This is a genomic window from Mongoliibacter sp. (assembly GCF_007692705.1).
GTDB lineage: Bacteria > Bacteroidota > Bacteroidia > Cytophagales > Cyclobacteriaceae > Mongoliibacter.
Window position 1 is genome coordinate 1 of sequence record NZ_REBN01000211.1, and the last position, 13092, is coordinate 13092.

General features: G+C 40.0%; 12 protein-coding genes. 9 read left to right on the forward strand and 3 right to left on the reverse strand.

All coding sequences use genetic code 11. The features are described 5' to 3' along the window. Nucleotides 1-466 precede the first annotated feature (466 nt). Nucleotides 467-1681: an arginine deiminase family protein gene (locus EA341_RS14950; protein ID WP_293015963.1), complete on the forward strand. Its 1215-nt coding sequence runs from the start codon at nt 467-469 to the stop codon at nt 1679-1681. A 340-nt stretch (nt 1682-2021) separates the two neighbouring features. On the opposite strand, the gene EA341_RS14955 is transcribed toward EA341_RS14950, so the two are convergent. After that, nucleotides 2022-4763 (reverse strand): putative LPS assembly protein LptD, encoded by a 2742-nt coding sequence (locus EA341_RS14955; protein WP_293015965.1) that lies wholly within the window; start codon nt 4761-4763, stop codon nt 2022-2024. Between the two features lie 98 nt (nt 4764-4861). Between EA341_RS14955 and EA341_RS14960 the strand changes: the two genes are divergently transcribed. The 3 genes from EA341_RS14960 (at nt 4862) to EA341_RS14970 (ending at nt 8348) form a co-directional block, all read left to right on the forward strand. After that, nucleotides 4862-5665: an N-acetylmuramoyl-L-alanine amidase gene (locus tag EA341_RS14960; protein ID WP_293015966.1), complete on the forward strand. Its 804-nt coding sequence runs from the start codon at nt 4862-4864 to the stop codon at nt 5663-5665. An 85-nt stretch (nt 5666-5750) separates the two neighbouring features. Next, entirely contained in the window at nt 5751-7379 is a 1629-nt protein-coding gene (locus EA341_RS14965; protein WP_293015968.1) for an acyl-CoA carboxylase subunit beta, read from the forward strand. 117 nt (nt 7380-7496) lie between these two features. Then, complete coding sequence (locus tag EA341_RS14970) at nt 7497-8348, forward strand: transglutaminase-like domain-containing protein (RefSeq protein ID WP_293015970.1); 852 nt, start codon at nt 7497-7499, stop codon at nt 8346-8348. Nucleotides 8349-8353: 5 nt separating this feature from the next. On the opposite strand, the gene EA341_RS14975 is transcribed toward EA341_RS14970, so the two are convergent. After that, nucleotides 8354-8941 carry a redoxin domain-containing protein gene (locus EA341_RS14975; protein ID WP_293015971.1) on the reverse strand — a complete coding sequence of 196 codons (588 nt, stop codon included), beginning with the start codon at nt 8939-8941 and terminating at the stop codon, nt 8354-8356. Nucleotides 8942-8983: 42 nt separating this feature from the next. Next, nucleotides 8984-9613, reverse strand: a complete 630-nt coding sequence (locus EA341_RS14980; RefSeq protein ID WP_293015972.1) for a 4'-phosphopantetheinyl transferase superfamily protein — start codon at nt 9611-9613, stop codon at nt 8984-8986. Nucleotides 9614-9651: 38 nt separating this feature from the next. Between EA341_RS14980 and EA341_RS14985 the strand changes: the two genes are divergently transcribed. The 5 genes from EA341_RS14985 to EA341_RS15005 form a co-directional block, all read left to right on the forward strand. Beyond that, nucleotides 9652-10560, forward strand: coding sequence for a WD40 repeat domain-containing protein (locus EA341_RS14985; protein ID WP_293015973.1), 909 nt, complete (start codon nt 9652-9654; stop codon nt 10558-10560). A gap of 5 nt (nt 10561-10565) precedes the next feature. Next, nucleotides 10566-11480 (forward strand): DivIVA domain-containing protein, encoded by a 915-nt coding sequence (locus EA341_RS14990; RefSeq protein WP_293015974.1) that lies wholly within the window; start codon nt 10566-10568, stop codon nt 11478-11480. Further along, nucleotides 11480-11845: a dihydroneopterin aldolase gene (gene folB, locus EA341_RS14995; protein ID WP_293015975.1), complete on the forward strand. Its 366-nt coding sequence runs from the start codon at nt 11480-11482 to the stop codon at nt 11843-11845. Before EA341_RS14990 ends, folB begins: the two co-directional genes overlap by 1 nt. Further along, nucleotides 11838-12701: a ChaN family lipoprotein gene (locus EA341_RS15000; protein ID WP_293015977.1), complete on the forward strand. Its 864-nt coding sequence runs from the start codon at nt 11838-11840 to the stop codon at nt 12699-12701. Before folB ends, EA341_RS15000 begins: the two co-directional genes overlap by 8 nt. Before the next feature lie 28 nt (nt 12702-12729). Continuing rightward, nucleotides 12730-13092 (forward strand): DUF4268 domain-containing protein (locus tag EA341_RS15005; protein WP_367127609.1); only part of this gene is annotated, 363 nt, incomplete at its 3' end.

A 13092-nucleotide genomic window follows, 5' to 3' on the forward strand; every position in this document is an offset into this window, starting at 1 on the left:
AGCTTTTCAATGATGTTTGCGGAAGACGCAAAAAATTGAAACTACAGGTTCCAAACCCGACAAAAGAGGAAGTGGAAAGCTGGATATCATAATAAACTTGATATTTTCAGTTGTAACCGGAACATCCAGCGATGTTCCGGTTTTTTTTTAAGAATGGTCAAACCGCTATTTCCCGTAACCTGAAAATGAATCACTGTTGAATGTCTAAAAGATGGCAACATAGAATATCCTTGGCCTGCATGAGGCATTGGCCCAGTTAATCCAAAAAACACTTAAATCAATTTGTATAAGTGAAAAATAGCAGACACAAATGCATTTTTTCAACTTATATCCTACCTACTAAATAGACACAATCCAAAACCTGATATCTTTGATTATGGAAAAATATATCATTCCAATGGTATTTTTTAAACCATAAATTTGATACTTTGAGCTATTCATAAATTTTAAGGTTAAATTTTAGAGTATGAACCTAAGGTTAAATTCAGAGTTTGGAACATTGAAGGCAGTCCTGATGCACAGACCTGCTAGGGAAATAGATAGGCTTACTCCTTACAACAAAGATTTCCTGCTTTTTGAGGATGTCCCTTATTTGGAGGCCATGCAAATGGAACATGATGTTTTTACCAATCTCATCAAAGAAGCGACAGGTGCTACTGTTTTTAGGCTAAGAGAATTATTGATCCAAACGCTTACCAACAGGGAGATTCTCGAAAAACTCATGACACAGGCTTTGCAGCCTTCTAATCAAACTCATCTCAAGGACTATATCTTAGATAGACTATCTACAGCTGAATGTGCCACTGCCCTGACAGCAGGTGTAAAAGTCCATGAACTTAAGAAGAAAATCCCAAACCTACCTACTACAGAATTGCTGGATTATGCCTTTATTATACCTCCTAGCCCAAACCTTTATTTTCAAAGAGATCCTATGGCCATCACACCAGGAGGAATCATATTTTCAAGCATGAAGATGGAAGGCAGACAAAGAGAAGCCAATCTTTTGAAAGCAATATTTGAAAACCACCCGGATTTCAAAGAACATGTAAACCAGCTATATCCATTAAACGGGCAATCTAACCCGCCCAGCATAGAAGGTGGTGATGTCATTATCCTTTCCAAGAAAGCTGTCGCCATTGGAAATTCAGAACGCACGGATGAGAAAGCTATTTACCAGGTTGCAAAAGCACTTTTAGCGGAAGGTACTGTAGAACGTGTCTATGAGGTGCATCTCCCACAAAGGCGCAATTATATGCATTTGGACACCGTGTTTACCATACTGGATGAAAACCTGGTACTCACTTATCCGGATGCCTTAAATTCCGTATTGCAAACGTCTCTTTACACTTTGAAGGAAATCCAAGATGACAAAGTCCATATCAAAAGGCAGGTTTTGAAAGAATCTCTTTTGACTGTCTTAGAAAGAGAAATTCAACATCTGGAAATCTTGCATACAGCTGATGGGAACCCAGATTACTCCATGCGAGAACAGTGGTTTGATGGCGCCAATGTATTTGCCATAGGCGCAAGAAGGGTAATCTCTTACAATAGAAACAAGCACACCAACAATGCCCTGAGAAATATGGGGGTTGATGTATTGGAAATCCCTTCTTCTGAATTATCAAGAGGACTCGGTGGCCCAAGGTGTATGACTATGCCTATGAGTAGGTCGAAGATTTAAAAAGGATGTACGATTTTGGAGTTACGAATTACGAGGCTAAATCCGATGGTTAATGCAAAAATAGGTTTTGCAATTCTGCTAAGATTTAGTTGGTACAATGTACCATGTACCAAGAGACCTGTACTTAATGGAAGGTTTGTAGTTTTTGTAAAGGCCGTTATCTACCTTATATAACCTTCCTTTAAGAAGACCCCTTCATTTATTCATCTGTCTTTATTCCTTGTTCGTTATTCAACATTCCGGTTTCCAGCCTTAAGCAAACTATTCCTCTCAGACCATTCATGCCCTCGTAAATTTTCAGCCATGATATCCAGTCGGACGGGAACCGTAAATCCCCTTTCTATCTATCAAAGAAGGATCTTCTTCTACTGACTTTAAGATCCTGAAGAATGGAAGATTTCACCCTGATGTCGACGCTGTAAGAAGTGAATCGGCCAAAAGGAATCCAGTTGACTCCCATCTGCCAGCAATGCAGATCCCTATCAATTCCTATCATGGTTTGGGTAATCTGGGCAGTCATAAAATCGTAGCCACCGCTAAAATTGATTTTCCACTTTTCGGAGATACTGACATTCCCGTTCACATTAAGAGCGGAAGTGATATTGACTTGACCATCTTGCCTTCTGTTGTAGGCAATATTATAACCAAAACCCAAATTCCAGGGAATATCCCAGTCTATGTAACGGGAAGGGTCATTCACTACCCTATTGATCTCCTCCTCGACAAATTCATTCATCTGACCTCCTTGCTGTAAAAAATCATTGGTCATATCTTCTCTCATTTCCCCCGGTGATTTATCACCACTGGGATTGATATTACCATTGATATTCAACTGAGCCGACCTTAAGGTCCCTACTCCTTGCCCTGCCTGCCATGCAAACTGATTGATTCTTCTGGTAACTTCCTGTCCAGTTTGCAGGTTATTGGTGGTTCTTGTCGCATATGGATCAAGATTTCCGGAAAGGTTCATTGAGAGTTTATTTTCAAAAAAGGAGGTCCTTGTATTGAAATTGATGGGAGAAAGATTAAAAGAATCCGCTGCAAAGTTGTAATTGGTAGAGACATTTAAGGACTGTAATAAAGGGATTTTCTTGGTAGAAGCTTCCTCATCATCTGAATTGGTCTTTAGCTTTGCTTCTACCACATTCCTGATATTAATACTCAATGAACGCTGCTCTCCCAAAGGTGCACCGCCAAATAAGAACCCCTGATGACGGGAAAACAATTGGGTTCTTCCATCCTCATCTACCTGAACCTGCTGATAAAATCCAAAAGCCGGGTTTGAAAAATCAGGGGTCATATTAAATCCAAACGAAGGCTGCATATGGTGACGTATAGCCTCAATTTTTTTATTGTTTTTAAAATTATAGAAGCCATACACGTTTGTGTTCATGGCAAAGGAAGTATTGTAAAAACTTACCCTGTTGAATCCATTCTCAAGAATCCTATCTACCCTATTTTCTACGGGGTTATAAAAAAAGTTGATCCTTTCGGTATACCAAAGTTCTGTATAATTCACAGATGCTGTCCCTGTAAAGTATTTAAATAAGGTAAAGTTGGAAGTAATTGGAATGGTATTCCTGGCACCATTATCCGCATCTCGAAGCAATTGAGGCAAATTGGCAAAAGTAAAATCCAATACGTTTTGCTCTGGAATATCCAAGTTACCTTGAGATTGCTGCAAAGCCTGATTTGGCACACCGAAGGTTGGTGTGATCCTGTTGTTGATGGAATTTTGAAGGTTAAAGTTCCAGGCAATGTTCAAAGTTTTCAATGGCTCGAACTTTACATTTTGAAATGGGTTCTGCCTGTTCATGTTTACAGCAATATCAGGCAAAATCAGATTCACTTCATCCGTTTGGATGTTCTGGGAATGCCTCAAGTTGGCAGACATACTGAAAGGTGTCCCTGCAAATGTCTTACTATATGAGACATTCGAAGAAAATTCAGAATTTACATTGTTGGCAAAGCTCCCGGGATTGATGACTACATTGTTGTAATTGGTCGTACCCGCATTGACGGAGGCGGAAAACCTTGACGTTCCCCTTGTTTCCGGAGCATGATTCCAGTTGACCCAGATGGTATTGTAATCCTGCGCCTCTTCCGGACGTACTGTTTCAGGACTTTGAAACCTTTGGTAATCCACGTTAAAGGCCCCGTTATAGCGGTAACGTTTTTTATACACAGTGGCAGCTTTGGCTCCGTACCCTCCCTGAGTATAGACATCTCCTGTAACCCTAGTATGGATATAATCATTGAATGCAAAATAATACCCGAAGTTACGAAGGAAGAAACCCCTAACTTGTTCTTGTCCATATGAGGGGAAAACTATTCCTGAAGCCTTTTCATCCGGTGTATCTGGAATAATCCCGAAGGGTAATCCTGCGGGTGTTGGAATATTGTTAAAGTAAAGATTGAATGGACCGGTTACCACTTTATTTCCTCTAATCGATTTGATTTTGGCTGCGTTGATATGCCAGTGAGGTTCAGCCAGGTTACAGGTTGTGTAAAAACCTTTGTCCATATAAATACTTCCATCTGCATCCTTTTTGATGGTTTGCCCCCTCAAAAGACCATCCTGCTGCTCTGTGACCACGTCTTTGATGATGGCTTTTTGACTTTTAAAATTGTACCGCATTTCTTTCCGGATTTCATAGGTAGTCTGTCCTTCCTTAAAAATCGGATTACCCTGTATATTCCCTAGAGAGTCTGTAATCCCTGAGGCAAAAAGCTCACTTTTGTCCCAATCTATAATGATCAGGTCTGCATCCAATCTGATTTCACCATACTCAAACCATGCATCGTTGTAAAGATAAACTTTATTTTGGGTAAAGTCAGTTATAATGCTGTCTTCGGCGTAATAATTGATAGTAGTTTGTATATCACCCTTGGGTTCACCATCTTTCAATTCAGGATCAGGCAAGCTGTCGCTGAGAGACATGTGTAGGGAGTCTAAAAGGTTCTCAACATCGGGAAATTGAAGTGCATCAGGATTTAAAACGGAATCCGGTGCGGTCAGCTTTCGCTCAGGGTCTCTCTGCTGTGAAAATGCAGAGTGGGGCAAAACCCAAACTAGAATCATACCTAGCAAATAAAACCAGTAATTCCGCACTAATTGATTCGAATTTAATTAAAAATGTATAAATTTTGCCCGAGCAAAGTTAATAGGATTCAGTACGCATGAAACGATTCAAAGTGAAAAATATTCTCATTATTACATTTTTAACATTCTTATTCCTTACAGCGGGGTTTTCCTCAGCTGGCCCCAAGGAAATACGCTCTGATAGGGTCAAAAGGGTAGTTATTGACGCAGGGCACGGGGGAAAAGATCCAGGAGCAGTAGGTTCCTATTCAAAGGAAAAAGATATCGCGCTTAAAGTTGCCCTTCAAGTTGGGAAATATGTAGAAGAACTTCTCCCAGGAGTAGAAGTAATATACACACGTAAAACCGACACTTTTTTGGAATTGAAAGAAAGGGCCAACATTGCGAATAGAAATAAGGCCGACCTTTTTATTTCCATCCACTGCAATGCTGCAGGAAACCGATCAGCTTATGGCACAGAAACGTTTGTTATGGGTACCAAAAACTTCGAAGCAAATTTTGACATAGTAAAGAGGGAAAACGCTGTAATTCTTCTTGAAGATAATTACGAGGAAAACTACGAGGGCTTCGACCCCAGTTCTCCTGAATCTTATATGATGTTTAACCTCACCCAAAAAGCATATCTATCCAACAGTATTTCTTTGGCAGCAAAGGTAGAGGACGATTTCAGAACCAGGGTCAACCGCCACAGTCGAGGTGTCAAGCAAGCCCCTTTATACGTTCTCTGGACTACTTACATGCCCTCCGTACTGATAGAACTTGGCTTCATTTCCAATGCGAATGAAGAGAGATTCCTAAACAGTGCTGAAGGACAAACCTATCTTTCATCTGCTATATATAGGGCAATTAAAGCATACAAAGAGGAAATAGATGAGATGTAAATGATGTATTTACCTCCCCCACATTTGATACTTACTCCTAAAAGAGGTTATTTTAGCTTTTAGAATACTAAACCCAAAATACTTTATGGATATTGAGTTCAACAAGAATGACGATCAAAACAAACAACTACTTTTTCAATTGAAGAAAAAACTGGAAGCCGTAAAACTAGGCGGAGGAAAATCCAGAATAGAAAAAGAGCATCAAAAAGGTAAACTTACTGCAAGGGAGAGAATCGACTATCTCACTGACAAAGGTTCTGAATTTCTTGAAATCGGAGCATTAGCCGCTGACGGCATGTATAAGGAAGAGGGGGGCTGTCCCTCTGCAGGTGTCATCACAGGAATTGGTTACGTGCATGGTAGAATGTGTATGATAGTAGCCAATGACGCTACTGTCAAAGCAGGTGCTTGGTTCCCTATGACGGCCAAAAAGAACCTGCGGGCACAAGAAATTGCCATGGAAAACCATCTTCCTGTCATTTACCTGGTTGACAGTGCAGGCGTATTTTTACCCAAGCAAAATGAAATTTTCCCTGATAAGGAGCACTTCGGACGTCAATTCCGCAACAATGCTAAAATGTCTGCCATGGGAATTGTACAAGTAGCAGCAATCATGGGAAGCTGTGTTGCAGGTGGAGCTTACCTGCCCATCATGTCTGATGAAGCCATGATTGTAGACAAGACAGGTTCTATTTTTCTGGCAGGTTCCTATTTAGTAAAGGCGGCTATTGGTGAAAGCGTGGACAATGAGACTTTGGGCGGAGCTACTACCCATTGTGAAATCTCTGGGGTCACAGACAATAAATATGATAGCGACCAAGAGTGCCTGGAGGCTATTAGAAAAATCTTTGACAAAATCGGTGAAAGTGAAAAAGCAGGTTTTGATCGAAAAGAACCAAAGCTTCCAAAACTTAGGATGGAAGACATCTATGGTGTGTTTCCATACGATAGGGTAAAACCATATGACATGGGAGAAGTCATCAAGCACATGGTGGATGATTCTGATTTTGAAGAATACAAAAAAGATTATGGCAAAACTTTGCTTTGTGGCACCGCTAGGATTGATGGCTGGGCCGTAGGTATTATTGCCAATCAGCGCAAAGTTGTCAAAAACAAAAAGGGCGAAATGCAGATGGGTGGAGTAATCTATTCGGATTCGGCAGACAAGGCAGCCAGATTTATCATGAACTGCAACCAAAGAAAAATCCCTTTGGTTTTTCTTCAGGATGTAAGTGGGTTTATGGTAGGATCCAAAGCAGAGCACGGAGGCATTATCAAAGACGGTGCAAAAATGGTCAACGCCATGGCCAATTCCGTTGTCCCAAAGTTCACCATTGTGATGGGTAATTCTTATGGTGCCGGAAACTATGCCATGTGCGGAAAAGCGTATGACCCACGGCTGATATATTCTTGGCCATCCGCACAGATGGCTGTAATGAGTGGTGCGTCTGCAGCCAAAACACTCTTGCAGATTAAAGTTGCCTCACTCAAAAAATCCGGCAAAGAAATCACCCCCGAAGATGAAGCCCAGCTTCTTAAGGAAATTACCGACAAGTACAATGAGGAATTGAGCCCATACTATGCCGCAGCACGGCTTTGGGTGGATGGAGTAATTGACCCTATGGAAACCAGAAAAGTGATCAGCATGGGGATAGAAGCTGCAAACCATGCCCCTATTACTGAAAAGTTCAATGTAGGTATTATTCAAACCTAATACCTTGTAAGGCTTTGCCAATCAATTGGCAAAGCCTTTTTTCTACAATAAATGAATCAAAACATTGATTTTTGGAGTTTTGAATAAGGGTATTTATCACTATCTTGAAGGTACATCATGTCAAAAGAAAAACTTACCGATAAAGAACTTAACGCCCTTGTATCGCTCTTAGACGATACTGACCAAGAAGTGAAAAACCATGTTTGGGAAAAACTCACTTCTTTCGGCCATGAGGTTATCCCTTTTTTAGAGAAAAAGTGGGAAGAAAGTTTCAATCCGGATATCCAAAAAGAAATTGAAGAACTTGTGCATAACCTTCAGTTTTCCCAGCTAAAGGAAAGGCTGAAAGAATGGAAAAAGAGCGAAGACCAAGACCTATTGTCAGGACTTTGGATTTTGAATACCTATCAGTACCCCGATCTTGATTTCGAAAAACTCAGTGCTGACATGCACCAGATTTACTTTGATGTTTGGACTGCCTTCAAGAATGATTTGATGCCTTATGAACAGGTAAGGATTATCAATAGCGTACTTTTCAACCAATTGAGATTCTCAGCCAATACCAAGAATTTTCATTCCCCAGCAAACTCCATGCTCAGCAGTGTATTGGAAACAAAGAAGGGAAACCCGATTAGCCTTTGTTCTATTTATCTTTTGGTTGCCCAAAAATTGGGACTCCCTATCTACGGGGTTAACCTGCCAAATTTATTTGTATTGACATATAAGTCTAAAGACGCGTCGTTTTATATCAATGCTTTCAATAAGGGTCTAATATTCAGCAAGCAAGACATCAATAATTATTTGGAACATTTAAAAATTGAATCTAGGGAAACTTTTTTTCAACCCTGTACCCACAAAGATATCCTCATCCGCTCCATGCGTAATCTTATTGTCGCATTTGAAAAACTGGGGGAATTACAAAAAGTGGATGAAATTCATCAACTACTGGATATCCTTGAAAGTGACTGAGGTACTTACCTTCCTTTCAACTTAATGTTACATCCCACCGGTCTACTGGAAGCAGGGCTGGGATTCCGTCTATTCTGAATGGCTAAAAGGGCATTTTCAAGATATTTCATATTGGCATTTGCTGCGACCTGAGGGTTATTGTCAATGGCTCCCTTGTACGCTACAGAAAAACCTGTTTGGCTAGGAGTCATCACCACTACTTCCGGTAATTTACTGGCTCCAAACATCCTGGTTACTGCCTGCTCCGAATCATCCAAAATCAGAAAATTCATGCCTTTTGATTTCGCTCTTTCTTCATGATCTTTCTTCGATTCTCCTTCTTCCATATCATAATGGGGGTTGACCATGACAAAAGTATATCCTTTATCAGCATAAGATTTGTTAAGACCCACAATCCTATCTTCATATAATTTGGAAAAGGGGCAATTGAGACTACTAAAAATAATCACTACCGCTCTATCTCCTGTATGGGAGGCTAGCTCAAATTCCTTTCCGGATATAATATCCTGAAGTTTAAAATTTTCTATCCTTTGCGCTACTGAAGCTTGCGTGAAAGAAAAGAGGATGACTATCAGGCACAATAAATTTTTCATATTTCAGGTATATTATATATGAATTAGGCTATAGCAAAGAGCCTACCAAACCGTATAGGTCATGATGATATCATTTTCCTTTTCTACCTTTACCCTGTAATGGTGATCGGAAAATTCAGTTCCGTATATTTTCCCTTTGATCACCTTATCTTCCAGAGAAAATGGTTCAAGCATAATATTATTCTTAAGGCTAACTCCCCTTTTTCCCTGGCACTTGAATATGGATTCTTTTGCTGACCAAGCAGTAGTGTAAAGCTCAGGATTATTCCCAAGGAAGTCCATTTCTGTTTTGTCCAAAAACTTTGGACCAAGACGTACAACTTTCTCCCGAATATAATCTAAATCCACTCCCACGGGCATATCCTTATGAAAAATTGCTGCTGCTATCCCTTTTGTGTGGCTTAAAGAAACATATCCATACCCGTCCATAGGATGAGATTTACCATTTTCATCTTTGAAAAATCCAGGATAAGGCAATGAAATACAGTCTAGGGCTTTCTTAATTGCCAATCTAGCACAAATCCATTCTACCCTTTTTTCTACCCTTGAGATATTTGCATAGGAAAGCTTTTCTCTAAAGCTCAAAAAATCTACCATCGAATCCGGTACCTCTTCAATAATATTTACAGCCAAAGCTGATAAAGGACTAATTTTTTCTATTTTTGTTTGCATAGGCCCCTTAAGGGTTTGTTTGCTAATCCTCGCAATATATGATAAAAATCCAAGTCAATAAACTACATACCCTCACGGGACACAATGATTGTATTTATGCTTTGGTGGAAGGACCTGACCCGAGGTTTTTTTACACGGCCTCAGGTGATGGCATGGTGGTAGAATGGGATATGGACAACCCGAAAGATGGCAAACTGATGGCCAAAGTTGCCCATTCAGTTTATGCCCTTGAGGTGGACAAGGAAAGAAACCTTTTGTTTATTGGGCATAATTTTGAAGGAGTCCACGTCATTGACCTTGAAAACAGCAAAGAACTTTGGTCTATTAAGGTAACTGATCAATCTATCTTCGACATCAAAGCTGTAGGGAATGAATTGTATGTAGGCACTGGAGATGGTGTCATCATTATTATAGATATAGAGAATAAGTCAGTAAAAAAGCACATTAAAGTTGGAAAAAAAAGTGTCCGGGTTTTGTCAATTGATCCAACCCGAAGACAGCTCGCCGTGGGGCTCAGTGACAATTCCATTAAAGTTTTCAACCTGGCAGACCATTCTCCCATCCATAACCTGGAAGCTCACAACAATTCGGTTTTTGCTCTGGGCTATGCACCCAACAAGCCTATTTTGGTAAGTGGGGGAAGAGACGCCTACCTCAATATTTGGGACACAAGTGCATATTCTCTGCAAGAATCTATAGTAGCACATATGTTTGCCATCAATTACCTATCCTTCAGAGAAGATGGCAAGTATTTTGTCACCTGCAGTATGGATAAATCTATCAAAGTATGGGACAGCGATAATTATAAATTGCTGAAGGTGATAGACAAGTCTCGGTATGCCGGGCACGGCACTTCCATCAATAAAGTATTGTGGAGCAGCTACAACCATCACATCGTCTCTGTCAGCGACGATAGAAAAATATCTATTTGGGAACTTCAACTATAAATACCATGAAAATAACTCCTGCCGAAATCCGTGAAAAACACTTCGAAAAAAACTTCAGAGGCTACGATAAAGATGAAGTTACCGATTTTCTGAAATTCATAAGCGCTGAATTTGAAAGCCTAACCAAGGAAAAGGAAGATTTGGCTAGAAGGTTGGAAACCTCTGAAAAAGAGGCTAACAAACTTAAGGAAGTTGAAGAGTCACTTTTCAGGACTTTGAAAACTGCTGAAGATACGGGTGCAGCCATGATAGAAGAAGCTTCTAAATCTTCGGAAGAAATCCTTTCTGAAGCACATCAAAACGCTGACACCATGGTGCAAGATGCCCAAAGACAAGCCCAAAACCTCATTGAAAGTGCTGAAGAAAAAAGCCGTAAGATGATGGATGACCTGAAGGCTGATATCAAGGGCTTAGTGGAAGATTACACTTCCCTTTTGGCACAAAGAGATTTGGTATTGAAAAACCTAAAAGCACTGTCTGAAGATATCAATGACAATATTTCAGTATCACAGGAATCTTTCAAAAAAATCAATGTGGACATACATGCGGAAATGGTAGAAAAGCTAAGTAAATCAAATGCTTTTACCATGGCAAAAATAGCAGAAGTACAACATTCAGAACCCAAACTGGAATCTAGGTCCGAAAAAATGACTGAAAAAACACCTCCTACCGAAGACAAACTGGAAGAGGCAAAGCAGGAAAAAGCGGAAACCTCAAATAATGAGGAGGAAAAACCTTCTAAAATTGAAGCTTCTGAAGAAACTGAACCTGTAAAAAAAGATAAAGCACCTGAAAACGTCAAAGCTGTAGATGTATCGACTGAAACAATCGCAGCTGAAAAACAGGAAGAGGCAGTTGAAAAAGAAGACGAGAAAAAACAGGGAAATAAAGGAGGGTCTTTCTTTGACCAGTTTGATTGATGGGAAAAGTTTCGTTAGAAGGTATAGAGTTTCACGCCTACCATGGCGTATTCAAAGAGGAAACAAAGTTGGGTAACCGGTTCACTGTAGATATTCATGTGAATACTGACTTTAAAAAAGCCATGCTTGAAGACAGTCTTAAAAACACGGTTGATTATGGGAAATTGTATAACATTGCCAAATCCCACATGCTCGAACCTGTCAAACTACTTGAACACTTGGCGCATTTGATGATTCAGGATATATTGAAAGTTTACCCTGACCTCCACTCAATTTCCATTATCATTAAAAAACACAACCCGGCATTGGGTGGTGTAGTCAACTACTCTGTAGTGACTGTGAATTACCCTGAAGATTATGCTTAAAAGAATTCTATTTTTATTTCTGTTTTGTTCTACCCTACTGCCAGCAATGGCACAATTGGAGCCATATAAGATTTATGACAAGGAAGGAAATGTCAGTAGCTTTGAAGAAATGGCTGAAAAGGCTTCAAACCAAGAGTTGATATTCTTTGGAGAGTTGCACAACAACAGCATCGCACATTGGCTACAGTTGCAGTTGCTCAAAAATTTGAAAGAAAACCAAAACTCTGTAATACTTGCGGGAGAGTTTTTTGAAAGAGATGATCAGCTCAATATAGATGAGTGGTTTGCCGGAAAAATCACCGATAAGAATTTCGAAGCTGAAGCCAAACTCTGGAACAATTACAGCACGGATTACAAACCATTAATGCTCTTTGCCAAAAAGCACAACATTCCTTTTGTAGCCAGTAATGTTCCACGAAAATATGCTTCTTTGGTAAGTAGAGAAGGCCTCGAAGCTTTGGATTCATTGGATGTAGAGGCAAAAAAATACCTTCCACCACTTCCGGTTCAAATAGACAAAGACTTGCCATCTTATGTTGCGATGAAGGATATGATGCATGGTTCATCGATGAATATCGACTATATGATAGAAGCTCAGGCACTGAAAGATGTCACCATGGCTTTTTCACTTTTTGAATTTTTGGGTGAAGGTCATAGCATACTCCATATCAATGGCTCTTACCACTCCAATGATTATGAGGGGATAGTTTGGTTTGTGAAAAAAGCCTATCCTGACCTAAAAATCATGACCATCAATACCGTAGAGCAGGAGGATATCAACAGCATTGATGAGAAAACAGCAAAGTCCGCTGATTTTATCATTGTACTTCCGATAGACACCCCAAAAAGCTATTGACATGTATTCTCGCGCTGAATCAGCCAAAGTGAGAAAAGATTTCTGGACTACTTTTGGGCAGTACATGAAGCCTGTACCCAATGCGGAAGGATATAGAATCAACTGGCAGAATTATAAGACAGGAGTAAAGAATATTTTTTTCAGGATGAAAGCAGAGCGTGGCTTTGCATCCATCGGGATAGAGTTGAACCACAAAGATGAGGAAATGCAGGAATTGGTATTTGCCCAGTTTCAGGAATTCCAAAAACTACTGGAATCAGAATTGGAGGAAGTCTGGGATTGGCAACTCCATGGATATGATGAATCAGGAAAAGTTGTTTCCAGAATCCAAATTGCCCTGGCAGACGTCAATGTGATGGAAAAAGATGATTGGCCTGCAATTATAAGTTTT